Annotated in this window: 16 protein-coding genes; 2 read left to right on the top strand and 14 right to left on the bottom strand. The window is 70.0% G+C overall.

Annotated elements, in window-relative coordinates; all coding sequences use genetic code 11:
- Positions 1-9 precede the first annotated feature (9 nt).
- The 9 genes from dhaM to nucS form a co-directional block, all read right to left on the bottom strand.
- The gene (gene dhaM / locus AB0C38_RS19945) at positions 10-681 is read right to left on the bottom strand and encodes a dihydroxyacetone kinase phosphoryl donor subunit DhaM (RefSeq protein WP_360675143.1); all 672 of its coding nucleotides are present in this window, start codon (positions 679-681) and stop codon (positions 10-12) included.
- Positions 678-1,307 carry a dihydroxyacetone kinase subunit DhaL gene (dhaL, locus tag AB0C38_RS19940; protein WP_360675140.1) on the bottom strand — a complete coding sequence of 210 codons (630 nt, stop codon included), beginning with the start codon at positions 1,305-1,307 and terminating at the stop codon, positions 678-680. Before dhaL ends, dhaM begins: the two co-directional genes overlap by 4 nt.
- Positions 1,307-2,308 (bottom strand): dihydroxyacetone kinase subunit DhaK, encoded by a 1,002-nt coding sequence (dhaK, locus tag AB0C38_RS19935; RefSeq protein WP_360675137.1) that lies wholly within the window; start codon positions 2,306-2,308, stop codon positions 1,307-1,309. The genes dhaL and dhaK overlap by 1 nt, the downstream gene beginning before the upstream one ends.
- A gap of 67 nt (positions 2,309-2,375) precedes the next feature.
- The gene (locus AB0C38_RS19930) at positions 2,376-3,380 is read right to left on the bottom strand and encodes a DUF3558 domain-containing protein (RefSeq protein ID WP_360675134.1); all 1,005 of its coding nucleotides are present in this window, start codon (positions 3,378-3,380) and stop codon (positions 2,376-2,378) included.
- Between the two features lie 47 nt (positions 3,381-3,427).
- Positions 3,428-3,712: a hypothetical protein gene (locus tag AB0C38_RS19925; protein WP_360675131.1), complete on the bottom strand. Its 285-nt coding sequence runs from the start codon at positions 3,710-3,712 to the stop codon at positions 3,428-3,430.
- Positions 3,713-3,722: 10 nt separating this feature from the next.
- The gene (locus tag AB0C38_RS19920; RefSeq protein WP_360675129.1) at positions 3,723-5,420 is read right to left on the bottom strand and encodes a sodium:solute symporter family protein; all 1,698 of its coding nucleotides are present in this window, start codon (positions 5,418-5,420) and stop codon (positions 3,723-3,725) included.
- Positions 5,421-5,606: 186 nt separating this feature from the next.
- Entirely contained in the window at positions 5,607-6,383 is a 777-nt protein-coding gene (locus tag AB0C38_RS19915) for a hypothetical protein (protein ID WP_360675126.1), read from the bottom strand.
- Between the two features lie 399 nt (positions 6,384-6,782).
- On the bottom strand, positions 6,783-6,986 hold the full coding sequence (locus AB0C38_RS19910; protein WP_360675123.1) for a DUF1653 domain-containing protein: 204 nt from the start codon (positions 6,984-6,986) through the stop codon (positions 6,783-6,785).
- A 1-nt stretch (position 6,987) separates the two neighbouring features.
- The gene (gene nucS, locus AB0C38_RS19905) at positions 6,988-7,647 is read right to left on the bottom strand and encodes an endonuclease NucS (RefSeq protein WP_360675121.1); all 660 of its coding nucleotides are present in this window, start codon (positions 7,645-7,647) and stop codon (positions 6,988-6,990) included.
- Positions 7,648-7,684: 37 nt separating this feature from the next.
- Here nucS and AB0C38_RS19900 point away from each other — a divergent pair, with 37 nt between their 5' ends.
- Positions 7,685-8,230 carry an NUDIX hydrolase gene (locus tag AB0C38_RS19900; RefSeq protein WP_360675118.1) on the top strand — a complete coding sequence of 182 codons (546 nt, stop codon included), beginning with the start codon at positions 7,685-7,687 and terminating at the stop codon, positions 8,228-8,230.
- Here the strand turns inward: AB0C38_RS19900 and AB0C38_RS19895 are convergent.
- From AB0C38_RS19895 to AB0C38_RS19880, 4 genes are all read right to left on the bottom strand, one after another.
- Positions 8,202-8,666, bottom strand: coding sequence for a DUF2867 domain-containing protein (locus AB0C38_RS19895; RefSeq protein WP_360675115.1), 465 nt, complete (start codon positions 8,664-8,666; stop codon positions 8,202-8,204). The genes AB0C38_RS19900 and AB0C38_RS19895 overlap by 29 nt on opposite strands.
- Entirely contained in the window at positions 8,663-9,163 is a 501-nt protein-coding gene (locus AB0C38_RS19890) for a TetR/AcrR family transcriptional regulator (RefSeq protein WP_360675112.1), read from the bottom strand. The genes AB0C38_RS19895 and AB0C38_RS19890 overlap by 4 nt, the downstream gene beginning before the upstream one ends.
- A gap of 71 nt (positions 9,164-9,234) precedes the next feature.
- Positions 9,235-10,008, bottom strand: coding sequence for an enoyl-CoA hydratase-related protein (locus AB0C38_RS19885; RefSeq protein WP_360675109.1), 774 nt, complete (start codon positions 10,006-10,008; stop codon positions 9,235-9,237).
- Positions 10,005-10,967: a helix-turn-helix domain-containing protein gene (locus AB0C38_RS19880; protein ID WP_360675106.1), complete on the bottom strand. Its 963-nt coding sequence runs from the start codon at positions 10,965-10,967 to the stop codon at positions 10,005-10,007. The genes AB0C38_RS19885 and AB0C38_RS19880 overlap by 4 nt, the downstream gene beginning before the upstream one ends.
- Positions 10,968-11,037: 70 nt before the next feature.
- Between AB0C38_RS19880 and AB0C38_RS19875 the strand changes: the two genes are divergently transcribed.
- A complete protein-coding gene (locus tag AB0C38_RS19875; protein ID WP_360675104.1) occupies positions 11,038-11,592 on the top strand; it encodes a cysteine hydrolase family protein in 555 nt (184 codons plus the stop codon).
- Here the strand turns inward: AB0C38_RS19875 and AB0C38_RS19870 are convergent.
- Entirely contained in the window at positions 11,585-13,600 is a 2,016-nt protein-coding gene (locus AB0C38_RS19870; protein ID WP_360675101.1) for a protein meaA, read from the bottom strand. The two genes, AB0C38_RS19875 and AB0C38_RS19870, sit on opposite strands and share 8 nt — an antisense overlap.
- Between the last annotated feature and the right edge of the window lie 81 nt (positions 13,601-13,681).

Genomic DNA, 13,681 nt, shown 5'->3' with positions numbered 1-13,681 from the left:
AACGCGGCTTCACTCGCCGAAATTGCCGTCCACCAGCTCCTTCGCCTTGCTCAGCGCGGCGGAAGCCTGCGGCCCGTGTGCTTGCAAACGGATCCGGTCACCCTGGCGAGCCCCCAGCGACATCAGTGCCAGCACGCTCTTGGCATCGGCCTCCTGCTCGCCGAGCCGCACGGTGACTTCGGCGTCGAACTCGCTCAGCGCGCGCACCAGCAGCGCGGCCGGCCGCGCGTGCAGGCCGACTTCGTTGTGCAGTTCCAGCTCGACCTCGTCACCACCGGCCGTCGTGTCGGAGGGGGCCAGGTCTTCGGGCATCCCGGCCGACGCGGCGGCCTCCGCCACCGCCTTGCGGTCCTTCCCCGACTGCGCCGCGACCGCCGCCGCGACCGCGCCTTCGACCAGCGGGCCGTCCGCGACGACGGCGGCCGAGGGGTCGGCCAGCGACTCGACGGCGAGCTCGGCGGTCATCTGCGCACTGCCGAGGTCGTAGAGCAGCACGACGCCGTCGCCGGAGTCGGCGCGCTGGGTGGCCGCGACGACCTCGTCGTAGTCCGTGCCGATCGAGCCGTCGGAGAGGCCGCCGGCGGGAAGGATGGTGATGTCCGGCGCCATCTGGGCCGCCAGCTCCGCCAGGCCTTCCGCGAGCTTCGCGCTGTGCGAAACGAGCACGATGCCGACGCTCACCGGGTGGCCTCCGCGAACGCGCGCAGCAGCAGCGCCGACGACCGCGCACCCGGGTCCAGGTGCCCCACCGCGCGCTCACCCAGGTAGGACGCACGGCCCTTGCGTGGCACCAAGTCCACTGTGGACTCCGCACCGCGGTCGGCCGCGTCGGCGGCCGCGGTCAGCACCGCGGCGACGTCCCCGCCGTCCTCGGCCGCCTTCTCCGCGGCTGACACCGCCGGGATCAGGGCGTCGACCATCGTCGCGTCGCCGCCGACGGCCTTCCCCCGGGCCTGGACGCCTTCGAGCCCGGCGCGCAGCGCGTCCAGCAGCGCCGGGACGTCGAGGTCTTCGGCCGTGCCGAGCTTCGCCGAGGCGCGCAGGAAAGCCGTGCCGTACAACGGTCCTGCGGCCCCGCCGACCTTGGAGATCAACGTCGTCGCGACGAGCTTCAGGACCGCACCCGGTGTCTCCGGGGCACCCGCGTCGAGGGCCGCCACCACGGCGGTGAAGCCGCGGTTCAGGTTCTCGCCGTGGTCGCCGTCACCGATCGCGCGGTCGAGCTCGATCAGCTCGGCGCGGTGCTCGGCGACGACGGCCGCCGCGGCCCGCACGGCCGCCGCGACCCCGTCGGCCTTGCAGGTCATCAGCGCCCCCACCGCAGCGCGGCGGTGTTCACCGGGGCGTCCCAGAGCTCGGTCAGCTCGTCGTCCAGTTTGAGCAACGTCAGACTCATCCCCTGCATCTCGAGGCTGGTGATGTACGGGCCGACCAGCCGGCGTTCGACCACGATCCCACGCTCGGCCAGCAGCCGCTCGGCGATGCCGTGCGCCAGGTAGAGCTCGACGAGCGGGGTCGCGCCCATCGAGTTGGTGAACAGCAGCACCCGGTCGCCGGAGGAGAACGGCAGGTCTTCCACCACTGCCTGGACCATCCGCGCCACCAGCGCGTCGGCCGGTTCGAGCGGGATCCGTTCGCGGCCGGGCTCGCCGTGGATGCCGATGCCGAACTCGACCTCGCCGTCGCCGAGGTCGAAGCTCGGGGTGCCGGCGTGCGGCACGGTCGGCGCGGTCAGCGCGACGCCGATCGACCGGACCTGGCCGATCACCTTCTGCGCCAGCGCCGTCACGGCGTCCAGCGAGTCGCCGCGCTCGGCGGCCGCGCCGGTGATCTTCTCCAGCAGCACCGTGCCGCCGACCCCGCGCCGGCCCGCGGTGTACGTCGAGTCCTTGACCGCGACGTCGTCGTCGATCACGACGCTACGCACCTCGAGGCCCTCGGCGGCGGCCAGCTCGGCGGCCGTCTCGAAGTTCAGCACGTCACCGGTGTAGTTCTTCACGATCAGCAAGGCGCCCGCCTCGCCGGTGGTCGCGGTGACGGCGGCCTGCACGGCGTCCGGCGTCGGCGAGGTGAACACCGCACCCGGCACCGCGGCGGCGAGCATGCCGTAGCCGACGAACCCGCCGTGCAACGGCTCGTGCCCGGACCCGCCGCCGGAGATGACGGCGACCTTGCCCGCGACCGGGGCGTCGGCCCGGACCACGACGTCCGGGTCCTCCTGCACGCGGAGGATGTCGGCGTGCGCGGCAGCGAGGCCTCGCAGCGACTCCACGACCACGTTCGCCGGATCGTTGATGATCTTCTTCACGGCAACCTCCGGCACATCAGCGGGTGGGCTGCCCCCTTCCTACCTCCCCGCGAGGCCAACCGCCAGGTCAGGGTTTGGGAAGCTTCGTGACCACGTTCTTCGCGACGGTGACCGCCTTGCCGCACGGATCGTCGGTGTTCGGGCTGGCGTTGTAGTTCTCGTAGTCCACTTGCGCCAGTTCGACGTCGTCGCCCTGCCACGGCCGGTGCTGCCACTGCACCGTGCACCGCGACGCGCTCCCGTCGGCCTTCTTCTGAAACGCTGTCACGCCGTTGCCGAGGTCCACCTTGGAGTAACCGTCCCCGACGATCGGCGGCAGCCCCGGCAGGAACTCGACGGTCACAGTCGGGTTGGCGCCATTGCTCTGCCACTCGCACGAGTGCAGACCGGAGGGCGCCGACTTGGCCGACGGAACGACGGGAGACACCGCCGCGGTGTCGGCCATCGCGCACGGGTCGGCGGTCAGCACGGTGCCCGCCGGCGTCGAGTACTTCTCCGGCGAGTTGTGCACCTTCTGCACGATGGCGTCCATCACCGTCTGGCCGGGTCGGCACGGGTCGCCGGGGTAGGTGACCGAAAGCGTCAGGGCCATGTCCGGGTTCAGCGCCGTCATCGTCGCGACCACGCAGCCGGAGTCGTCGGACTTGTTCACGCGCAGCGGCAGCCCGCCGACCTGCCCGGTCGTCTTGTCCGCGTGCGGCAGCAGCGTGCTGCCGATCTCGAACTCGAGCCGGATCTCCTTGCCGCCGGGGTCCTTCACCTTGTTGCTGCACCGGTCGAAAGCGATCGACGACGGCGACGGGTCCTCGTCGACCGTGCCGAGGCCCAGCGCGCCGAGAGCGTCCTTGGTCAGGAACTGGCACGGCTTGATCGTGCGCAGCACGTTCGCCGCCACGGCGGCGTCGGTGATCGGGCCGTCGGAGACCTGGCCGGCGCCGGCCGCCGCAGGCACCGTCGTCCGCGCGAAGTTGGACCTGCCGAGGTCCTGCCCGCACGCGGTCAGCGGCAGCGCGAGGGCGGTGACCAGCAGGAACAGCTTCGGGAGACGGCGGTGTCGAACGTCAGGGAGCACGCGATGCACGGTAGCGGGAACCTCGCGCCCCTGTCCGGACAACCCGGCTATTCACCCGTGGTGGGCGCCGCGTCCTCGGTCTCGGGCTCAGCGGGCACGACCAGCGGCCGGACCCGGGCCCAGATGATGAACAGCGCCGAAACCACCAGCATGCCGATGCCGGCCCACAGGTTGATGTTCACCCCGGCCGCCTTCTGCAGCTCGGCGTCGGAGGTGAAGCCGATGCCCATCACCGTGAGGATGACGCCGTAGACGCCGATCAGCAGGGCGATGATCAGCCGGATGTCGAAGGCGCCCGCCTTCTTGGGCCGCGCGCCGGACTCGGTAGCCATGACGGACCTCCTAGAAGATGGCGTTGAGGGCGATGGTCAGGATGAGCACGATGCCCGCGAGCAGGGCCGGCTTGCGGTACCAGCCCGCGTTCTCGCCGGTGTCGTCGTGCTTGCGCGTTTCCTTCGGGGTCAGCGAGTAGACCAGCCCCACCAGCTCTTCGTCCGGCTTCGGCTTGGTCGCCAGCGAGACGACGACGCTCACCACGATGTCGACGACGAACGCGACACCCGCGGCCACGAAACTGGTGCCCTGCCCCTCGAGCCCGATCACCCCGGCCTGCGACAGGCCCCAGACCGTGACGGCCGACGCGGTACCGAACACCAGGCCGCTCCAGCCCGCGTGCGGCGTCATCCGCTTCCAGAACATGCCCAGGATGAACGTCGCGAACAGCGGCGCGTTGAAGAAGGAGAACAGGTCCTGCAGGTAGTCCAGGATGTTGCCGGAGTTCGACGCGATGAACGCGGTGCCGATGGCGAGGATCGTGCCGACCGACGTCACCACGCGCCCGAGGCGCAGGTAGTAGCCGTCCGGCTTGTCCTTCTTGATGTAGGTCTGCCAGAGGTCGTACGTGAAGACCGTGTTGAACGAGCTGAGGTTCGCCGCCATGCCGGCCATGAACGAGGCCAGCAGGCCGGCGATCGCGATGCCGAGCATGCCGTTCGGGAGCAGGTCGCGCATCAGCAGCAGGAGCGCGTTGTTGAAGGTGACGCCGCTTTCCGCGGTGCCGCCGTCCAGCAGGACCTGCTTGTCCTTGACGTACTCGGACACCGTGACCGCGGCGATCATGCCCGGGATGATCACGATGAACGGGACCAGCATCTTCGGGAACGCGCCGATGATCGGCGTGCGCCGGGCGGCGGACATGCTCTTCGACGCCATCGCGCGCTGGACCTCGACGAAGTTCGTCGTCCAGTACCCGAACGAGAGCACGAAGCCGAGGCCGAACACGATGCCGAGGATCGACAGGATGTTGTTGCCGAAGCCGGTCAGGTTGTCACCGGGCCACGAGTGCAGCTGCGCTGTGCCGCCCGGGCTGTTGGTGACCTTGTCGACCAGGCCCTGCCAGCCGCCGACCTTGACCAGGCCGATGATCGTCAGCGGCACCAGCGCGATGACGATCACGAAGAACTGCAGGACCTCGTTGTAGATCGCGGCGGAGAGGCCGCCGAGCGCGGTGTAGGAGAGCACGATCGCGGCGGCGATGATGATCGACACCCAGAGCGGCCAGCCCAGCAGCAGGTTCACGACACTGGCCAGCAGGAACAGGTTCGCGCCCGCGATCAGGATCTGCGCGGTGGCGAAGCTGATGCCGTTGACCAGGTGCGCCGGCTTGCCGAAGCGGCGGCGCATGAACTCGGGAACGCTGCGGACCTTGGAGCCGTAGTAGAACGGCATCATCACGATGCCGAGGAACAGCATCGCCGGGATGGCGCCGATCCAGAAGTAGTGGACGGTCGGCAGGCCGTACTGGGCGCCGTTGGCCGACATGCCCATGACTTCGACCGCGCCGAGGTTCGCCGAGATGAACGCCAGGCCGGTGACCCAGGCCGGGAGCGAACGGCCCGAGAGGAAGAAGTCGAGACTGCTGGACACTTGACGCCGTGCCAGGTACCCGATGCCGAGCACCAGGACGAAGTAGAACGCCAACTCGATGTAGTCGATCGCGCTCGCGTCGAGTCGCAGGTTCGCATCGGCTAGGACCAGCACCGACCCACCTCTTTTCAAACTGGACAACAACCCACAGGAATCACCACTGTCCTGTCGGATCCGGACAGTACTGCATGGATTCAGGGTCGGCACGTTGACTTGTCCAAAGTGGTCAGAGGGCGCGTTCCCCCGGCCTTGACCTGGGGAAACGCGCCCTCTGTTACGCACCGCGGGAGCGGTTGTGGATCACCGGTCGGTCGGGACCGCGATCTCGCCGTCTTCTTCGATCAGCTTGGCGAGCACGTCGTCGGGCAGGTAGGTGCGGTGCGGGTAGCCCGGGCCCCACGAGTTGAGCAGCGGCACGGCGCCGAGTTCGTCGGCCCGCGGATTGGCCAGCACCGAGTGCACGTCGTCGACCGACTTGGCCCACCGGAACGCCTTGATGCCCTGCTTGGCCTCGGGCGCGTACTTCTCGCGCGCCTGCCAGTCGTCGGTCGCGTAGGAGCCGTCCCAGAGGACGTGCCCGGCCTCTTTGAGCACCTCGGCCGCGGCGCGGACCGACGTGCCGTTGTCGTCACCGGGGTTGGTTTCGGGCCACTCGTCGCCCTTCTTGGCCGAGTCCCAGAGCCAGCGGGCGGCGTACTCGCTGCCGTTGAAGATCGACATGCAGCGCGACCAGCCGAAGCCGACGCAGGCGCCTTCCTTGCCCTGGTCGTAGAACGCGTACCAGGCGTCGGTGTCCGGGGTGCCGCCCGGCTCGAGGCAGACGCAGTGGCCGCCGCGGATCCGGCCCAGCTTCTTGACGCCGGCCTTGGCGATGAAGAACTCGCCGGAGGCCTCGTCCTGTTCCGGGGTGTCGAACGCGGAGTACCAGTTGACCCCGATCACGACCGGCGCCTGCGTGGGCCGGTCGTCGTCGGACAGCGCGGTGAGCGGATACCTTTCGACGTGCCGCCAGTCGTCCGGAATGAACCGGCCCAGACGCGGGTCGGCCGGATCGGAACCGAGTGGACGATAACGCATGACTTCCTCCTTCGTGCAGGCGAAAACGCGCGCACACCGGCCGGACAGGCATGCGCACACCGAGCTCGAAGGCGGACTGAAACGTAGGCACGACAATGAAAGACGGCCGAGCGCACCACCCTCCGGCCACGCCGGACCCACCGGCGGAACCCCTCGAAATCGAGTGTCCCACGACTCCGCGCAACAGGATCCCGAACTCACCCGAACAGCGCATAAAAGCAGGTAAGAAAGGACCTGATCACTTCCCGGCCGCCTATCGGGTTAACGATTTCCTTGCGGAGTAATCACCCGAGGAATCAGATACCGCAATCCAGCATCGATTCGGTATCGGCACGGAGCCCGACCCTTCGTACAGCCGCGGGCCCACGGAAAAGGATTACCGCGGCCGGCCGGGCATGGTCATTCCACCCGCTGGAAGCGCGGCACCCGGCCCGCCTCCGTCTCGACCGTCTCGCCGAACATCGCTTCCGGCCGCACCCAAAGACCGCGCGCACCGTACAGCGCCCGGTACACCACGAGCCGCTCCTCGGTCTCGCTGTGGGACGCGACCCCCAGCACCTCGTACTCGCCGCCCTTGTAGTGGACGTAACGACCCGGAAGCACGTCAGAACAGCCGGAACTCGTCGGACTCGATGCCGCGCAGCTCGTCGTAGTCCAGGGTCAGGCACCTGATTCCGCGGTCCTCCGCCAGCGTGCGCGCCTGGGGCTTGATGATCTGCGCCGCGAACACGCCCTGGACCGGGGCCAGCAGCGGGTCGCGGTTCAGCAGCTCCAAATACCGCGTCAGCTGCTCGACGCCGTCGATCTCGCCGCGGCGCTTGATCTCCACCGCCACCGACTTGCCGTCGGCGTCGCGGGCCATGATGTCCACCGGGCCGATCGCCGTCGGGAACTCGCGGCGGACCAGCGTGTAGCCGTCGCCGAGGGTCTTGATGTGCTCGGCCAGCAACTCCTGCAGGTGCGCCTCGACGCCGTCCTTCTGCAGGCCCGGCTCCGCCCCCAGCGCCTGGGTGTAGTCGTGGAAGACCTCCTCGAGGGAGATCACCAGCTTCTCGCCCTGCTTGTTCTCGACGATCCAGATCTTGCCGTCCTCGATCAGCCAGCAGGGTGGGCTCATCCAGTTCAACGGCTTGTACGCGCGGTCGTCGGAGTGGACGGACACCGACCCGTCGGACTTCACGAGCAACAGGCGGGTGGCCATCGGCAGGTGGGCGGTGAGCCGGCCGGCGTAGTCGACCTGGCACCGCGCGATCACGAGACGCACCCGAGGAGGGTAGGACAGGGTCGGTGATACTGGGTGCGTGGACCCCATTCAGCGTGTCGCGTCCCGCGAGGTGTACCGGAACAACTGGATGACCGTGCGGGAGGACGACATCCGCCGCCCGGACGGCTCCGCGGGCATCTACGGCGTGATCGACAAGCCGGACTACGCCCTCGTCATCGCCCAGGACGGCGACCGGTTCCGGCTGGTCGAGCAGTTCCGCTACCCGCTGGGCGAACGCCGCTGGGAGTTCCCGCAGGGCACCGCGCCCGACCTCGCCGACGTTCCGCCCGCGGAGCTCGCCGCGCGCGAGCTGCGCGAGGAGACGGGCCTGCGCGCCGGCTCGATGATGCCGCTCGGCAAGCTCGACGTCGCCGCCGGCATGAGCAGCCAGCGCGGCTGGGTGTTCCTCGCCACGGATATCACCGAGGGCGAACCCGAACGCGAGATCGAGGAGCAGGACATGCGCAGCGCGTGGTTCGCGCGCGCGGACCTCGAAAAGATGATCCTGGCCGGCGAGATCACCGACGCGCAGTCGATCGCCGCGTGGGCCCAGCTCACGCTGTTCGAGCGGCACCGGCCTTGAGCATCCCGCGGATCACCAGGTGGTGGAACGGCTTGATGATCGCGAAGTAGGCCGGTCCGACGCGGTTGTGGAAGTGCACCACCGTGCCGAGCCGGAAGCCGCGAGGCACCGCTTCGACCGTCAGGTACCCGCTCAGGTGACTGTCGTCCACGCCCGCGACCAGGTAGTGCTCCGGGTCGCCGGCCCGGACGGTGAAGAACGCGACCCGGTCGCCCGGCGCGAACCCGACGTCCTCGGGCCGGAGCCGGCCGGACCGCGGAACCGACGCGGTGTCCAGCCGCAGCGCCTTGGCGAGCAGGTATCGGACGCCGAACAGGGCTTTCACCCACGCGGGCGACCAGCCGAAGACGCCCGCGACGAACTCGCTCAGGCTGTTCTCGCTTTCGATCTCTTTGAACTCGACGTAGTCGGCCCCGTCGACGAAAGGCTCGGTCATTTCCGTCTCCCCAGAACGAGTTCCAACGCACTCTTGAGCTGCCGCCCGGACAGCGGCGGCACGACCTGCCCGGCACCGACGACGACCAGGTACAGCGCCTGCGCCAGGCCGGCGTCGCCGCTGATCTCGGTCAGGTAGGTCACGCGGGTCCGGTCGACGCGCTCCTGGACCGCTCTCGCTTCGGCGTCCTGCAAGGCCCAGGCCCGGATGGCGATCTCCAGCCCGAGACCGGGTCCGGGCGCGAGGACGAGCTTCAGCAACGCGCCCAGGCGGTCACCTTCAGCCGCCTCGGCCTGTTCCACGAACCGGGTCGTGCGTTCGGCCTCGAAGTGCTCCAGCAACGCGGTCCGGAAGCCGCTCGTGCCCTTGAAGTGGTGGTAGAAGGAGCCTTTCGACAGCCCGAGCCGCTCGGTCAGCCGCTCGATGGTCACCGAAGGCGCGCCCTGCTCCGCCAGCAGCTCCAGCCCCGCGTCCAGCCAGTCCCGCTTGCTCGCCATGGCTCGACCATACCATACCGTATGGTACGGTCAGCGCGAATGCTGTGAAGGGCACCTTCAGGGCATCGGGATCAGTCGGGCCAGGAGGGCTTGCGCTTCTCGAGGAACGCCGCCATGCCTTCGCGCGCGCCGGGCAGCTGGGACGCCGAGGCCATGACCTCCAGCGCGATCGCGTAGGCGTCGGCCTCGGGCCGGTCGAGCTGGGCGTACAGCGTGACCTTGCCCATCGTCTTGCTGGCCCGGCTGCCGCGGGTCGCCCGCCCCAGCAGCTCGGCGACGGCGTCGTCCAGCTGGTCATCGGGGACGACGCGGTTGACCAGGCCCCAGTCGAGCGCGGTGGGCGCGTCGATGACGTCGCCGGTCAGCGCCAGCTCCATCAGCCGCTTGCGGCCGATCGAGCGCGCCACCGGCACCGCCGGGGTGTGGCAGAACCAGCCGCCCTTGCCGCCCGGCAGCGCGAAGCCCGCCGACTCGGCGGCGATCGCGAGGTCGCACGACGCCACGAGCTGGCAGCCCGCGGCCGTGGCCAGGCCGTGCACCCGCGCGATGACGACCTGCGGGATCGACTGCATGGTCTTCATCAGGTCCGTGCACAGCGTGAGCAGCTCGCGCACACCCATCAGGTCGCGCGCGGCGACGTCGCCGAAGTCGTGCCCGGCGGAGAACACCGGCCCGGCGCCCGCCAGCACGACGCCGGTCGCGTCGGACGTCCCCGCTTCGTGGAACGCGGCCAGCAGCTCGGCCAGGTGGTCCGCGGACAGCGAGTTGCGCCGTGCCGCGCGGTTCATGGTGATCGTGACGGTGTCGCCGTCGCGCTTGACCAGGATGTGCTCGTGCTCGGTCATGCTTCGACGGTAACCCGTCGGAATGTGCGCCGATAGCTGTCCGGACCCACACCCACCTCGGCGTGCATCCGCCGCCGCAGGTTCGCCGCCGTGCCCAGGCCGGAACGCTGGGCGACCCGCTCGACCGGCAGCGCCGTCGTCTCCAGCAGCCGCTGCGCGTACCGGACGCGCTGCACGCGCAGCCAGCGACCCGGGGTCACGCCGGCCGCCGCGGCGAACTCGCGGTGGAACGTCCGCTCGCTCATCCGCGCGTGCCCGACGAGGTCCTCGACCCCGATCCCGGAGCCCAGCCGCGCCAGCGCCCAGTCCATTGTGGACGCCATCCCGGGCTGCGCGGCCACCGGCGGCACCGGGTTGTCGACGTACTGCCGCTGCCCGCCCTCGCGCGCCGGGGGCATCACCAGGCGGCGTGCGAGGGCGGCGGCGACCTCCGCGCCGTGGTCGCGCCGGACCAGGTGCAGGCACAGGTCGAGGCCGCCGACGACGCCCGCGGACGTCAGGACGGCGCCGTCGTCGGTGTAGAGCACGTCACGCTGGAGGTCGGCGCGCGGCGCGGCGACGGTCAGGGTGTCGAAGTCGCGCCAGTGCGTGGTCGCCGGGCGGCCGTCGAGCAGGCCGGCGGCGGCCAGCGTGAACGCGCCGGAGCACAGCGCGGCGACGGTCGTCCCGGCCCGGTGCGCCCGCCGCAGCGCCGCGACGGCGGCCGGCGGCACCGGCGCCAGCGGGTCGTCGCGGCCCGGCGCCAGCACGAGGTCGCAGCCGTCGAGCCCGGTGAGCCCGTGCGTGGCCGCGACGTCCCCGAACGGCGAGGCGGCGGTGCGGACTCGGCCCGGGCTGCACAGCCGCACGGTGAACGGGCCGATCCCGCCGTCGGTCCGGTCCTGGCCCCAGACCTCGCCGATCACCGCGAGGTCGAACATCCGGGTACCCGGCAGCAGCAGAACGCCGATGGTGCGCATGGCAGGAAAGTACCGCATCGCGCGTCTCCTGCCACTCCCTTTCGCGGAAGAAGCCCGTGAAACTCGACGCATGACCGAAACAGCACTCATCCTGATCGACGTCCAGCGCGGGTTCGACGAGCCCGGCTGGGGACCGCGCAACAACCCCGGCGCCGAAGCGAACATGAAGGCGCTCCTCGACGCGTGGCAGGAGCGGCGGCTTCCGGTCGTGCTGGTGCACCACGACTCGACGGGGCCGACGTCGTCGCTGCGGCCCGGCCAGCCGGGCAACGACTTCAAGCCCGAGCTCGACGGCGCCCGCCCGGACCTGGTGTTCGGCAAGAAGGTCAACTCGGCGTTCATCGGCGACGTCGACCTCGACGCGTGGCTGCGCAAGCGCGGCATCACGAGCTTCGTCCTGGCCGGGATCCAGACGAACTTCTGCTGCGAGACCACCGCGCGGATGGGCGGGAATCTCGGCTACGACGTGACTTTCGCGCTCGACGCGACGTTCACGTTCGACCTGCCCGGGGTGGACGGCGACGTCGTCACGGCCGACGAGCTGTACCGCGTCACAGCGGCGAACCTGCACAACCAGTTCGCCACCGTCAAGTCCACGAAGGACATCCTGGCCGGCCTCAGCTGAGGCCGTGGCGCTCCCGGATGAGCGAGACGATGCCGTCCATGATGCCGGTCAGCTCGTAGTCCTTCGGCGTGAACACCCGCGCGATGCCGCGTTCGGTCAGCAACGCGGCATCGTCGGGCGGGATGATGCCGCCGACGATCACCGGGACGTCGCCCGCGCCCGCCGCGCGCAGGCCGTCGACGACGTGCGGGACGACCTCCAGGTGCGAGCCGGAGAGCACGGACAGCCCGACGACGTGCACGCCCTCCTGCACGGCGGCGGCGACGATCTGCTCGGGCGTCAGCCGGATGCCCTGGTAGACGACCTCGAAGCCGACGTCGCGGGCCCGGACGGCGACCTGCTCGGCGCCGTTGGAGTGCCCGTCGAGGCCCGGCTTGCCGACCAGGATCCGCAGCCGCTCACCGAGTTCCGCTCCGGTTTCCCGGACCCGGGAGCGGACGCGCTCGATCTCCGGGTCGCCCCCGCCGCCCGCGGTCGCGGAAACCCCGGTGGGCGCCCGGTATTCGCCGAACACCTCGCGCAGCGCGCCGGACCACTCGCCGGTGGTGACGCCGGCCCGCGCACAGTCCACAGTGGCCTCGAAGAGGTTTTCCGTGGTCTGCGCGCGGTCCTTCAGCGTGGCCAGCGACCGCTCGACGGCGGCGTTGTCGCGCTGGGTGCGCCATTCCTCGATGGCCGTGACGGCGGCCTTTTCGACGGCGGGGTCGATCGTCTCGATCGCCTTCGCCCCCTCGGCCTGCAGCGGCGACGGCTCGGTCGTCTCGAACTTGTTGACGCCGACCAGCACGCGCTCGCCGTTCTCCATGCCCCGGCGGTACTCGGCCAGCGACCCGACGAGCTGTGACTTCATGTAACCGCTTTCGACCGCGGCGACCGCGCCGCCGACGTCCTGCACGCGGGCGATCTCCTCGCGCGCGCCGGCCATGATCTCGTCGACCTTGGCCTGGATGACGTGTGAGCCGTCGAAGATGTCCTCGTACTCCAGCAGGTCCGTCTCGAACGCGAGCACCTGCTGCATCCGCAGCGCCCACTGCTGGTCCCACGGCCGGGGCAGGCCGAGCGCCTCGTTCCAGGCGGGCAGCTGGATCGCGCGGGCGCGGGCGCCGCGGGAAAGGGACACCGCGAGCATCTCCAGCACGATCCGCTGGACGTTGTTCTCCGGCTGGGCTTCGGTGAGCCCGAGCGAGTTGACCTGGACGCCGTAGCGCAGGCGGCGCGCCTTCGGATCCGTTACGCCGTAACGGTCTCGTGTGAGCTCGTCCCAGAGCGCGGTGAACGCGCGCATCTTGGACATCTCCTCGACGAACCGGACGCCGGCGTTGACGAAGAACGAGATCCGCGCGACGACCTTGGCCATGTCGGCCGGCTCGACCTGCCCGGAGTCGCGGACGGCGTCGAGCACGGCGATCGCGGTGCACAGCGCGTAGGCGACCTCCTGCGTCGGCGTCGCGCCGGCCTCCTGCAGGTGGTAGCTGCAGATGTTGATCGGGTTCCACTTCGGCACGTGGTGCACGGTCCACGCGATCATGTCGGTGATCAGCCGCAGGCTCGGCCCCGGCGGGAAGATGTAGGTCCCGCGGGACAGGTACTCCTTGATGATGTCGTTCTGCGTGGTACCGGTGAGCTTCGCGAGCACTTCGTCGACGTCGCGGCCTTCGGTTTCGGCCTGCTCGCGCGCCACGGAGACGTACAGCGCGAGCAGCCACATGGCCGGCGCGTTGATCGTCATCGACGTGTTGGCCTCGGCGAGCGGGATGCCGTCGAAGAGCCGCCGCATGTCGCCGATGTGCGACACGGGCACGCCGACCTTGCCGACCTCACCGCGCGAGAGCTGGTGGTCCGGGTCGTAGCCGGTCTGCGTCGGCAGGTCGAAGGCCACCGAAAGGCCGGTCTGCCCCTTCGCCAGGTTGCGCCGGTAAAGCTCGTTCGACGCGGCCGCCGAGGAGTGACCCGCGTACGTGCGCATCACCCAGGGGCGATCCCGCTCGTGGTCGGATGGGTACGGCACTGTGCACCTCCGGCGTGGACGACCCACCGAGTGTACCGGCCGGTAACTTAAGTGAGCAGTGGAATCGGACACGTCCGGGTG

The sequence above is a fragment of the Amycolatopsis sp. NPDC048633 genome (assembly GCF_040650695.1).
GTDB lineage: Bacteria > Actinomycetota > Actinomycetes > Mycobacteriales > Pseudonocardiaceae > Amycolatopsis.
The sequence above is the reverse complement of the archived record's forward strand: the minus strand, read 5'-3'. Positions and strand labels throughout refer to the sequence as shown.

Excerpts from the sequence above, each read along its gene's own strand:
- dhaL (WP_360675140.1), bottom strand. The coding sequence starts at position 1,307 with ATGACCTGCAAGGCCGACGGGGTCGCGGCGGCCGTGCGGGCCGCGGCG.
- AB0C38_RS19925 (WP_360675131.1), bottom strand. The coding sequence starts at position 3,712 with ATGGCTACCGAGTCCGGCGCGCGGCCCAAGAAGGCGGGCGCCTTCGAC.
- AB0C38_RS19915 (WP_360675126.1), bottom strand. The coding sequence starts at position 6,383 with ATGCGTTATCGTCCACTCGGTTCCGATCCGGCCGACCCGCGTCTGGGC.
- AB0C38_RS19895 (WP_360675115.1), bottom strand. The coding sequence starts at position 8,666 with ATGACCGAGCCTTTCGTCGACGGGGCCGACTACGTCGAGTTCAAAGAG.
- AB0C38_RS19890 (WP_360675112.1), bottom strand. The coding sequence starts at position 9,163 with ATGGCGAGCAAGCGGGACTGGCTGGACGCGGGGCTGGAGCTGCTGGCG.
- AB0C38_RS19885 (WP_360675109.1), bottom strand. The coding sequence starts at position 10,008 with ATGACCGAGCACGAGCACATCCTGGTCAAGCGCGACGGCGACACCGTC.
- AB0C38_RS19880 (WP_360675106.1), bottom strand. The coding sequence starts at position 10,967 with ATGCGCACCATCGGCGTTCTGCTGCTGCCGGGTACCCGGATGTTCGAC.
- AB0C38_RS19875 (WP_360675104.1), top strand. The coding sequence starts at position 11,038 with ATGACCGAAACAGCACTCATCCTGATCGACGTCCAGCGCGGGTTCGAC.